1 protein-coding gene is annotated in these 239 nt (G+C 54.8%); it reads left to right on the top strand.

Features of this window, described 5'->3' with window-relative positions; translation table 11 throughout:
* The coding region (trpA, locus tag IEQ44_RS16450) for a tryptophan synthase subunit alpha (protein ID WP_193639480.1) at positions 1-239 on the top strand (239 nt) is incomplete at both ends.

Raw genomic sequence — 239 nt, 5'->3', positions numbered from 1 at the left:
AGGTATCCCCTTCTCCGACCCACTGGCGGATGGCCCGACGATCCAAAACGCCACTCTGCGCGCCTTTGCGGCAGGTGAGCCTCCGGCACAATGTTTTGAAATGCTGGCACTGATTCGCCAGAAACACCCGACCATTCCCATTGGCCTGTTGATGTATGCCAATCTGGTGTTTAACAAAGGCATTGATGAGTTTTATGCCCAGTGCGAAAAAGTCGGCGTCGATTCGGTGCTGGTTGCCG

The organism is Nocardioides malaquae, from assembly GCF_015070385.1.
GTDB lineage: Bacteria > Actinomycetota > Actinomycetes > Propionibacteriales > Nocardioidaceae > Nocardioides > Nocardioides malaquae.
The sequence above is the reverse complement of the archived record's forward strand: the minus strand, read 5'-3'. Positions and strand labels throughout refer to the sequence as shown.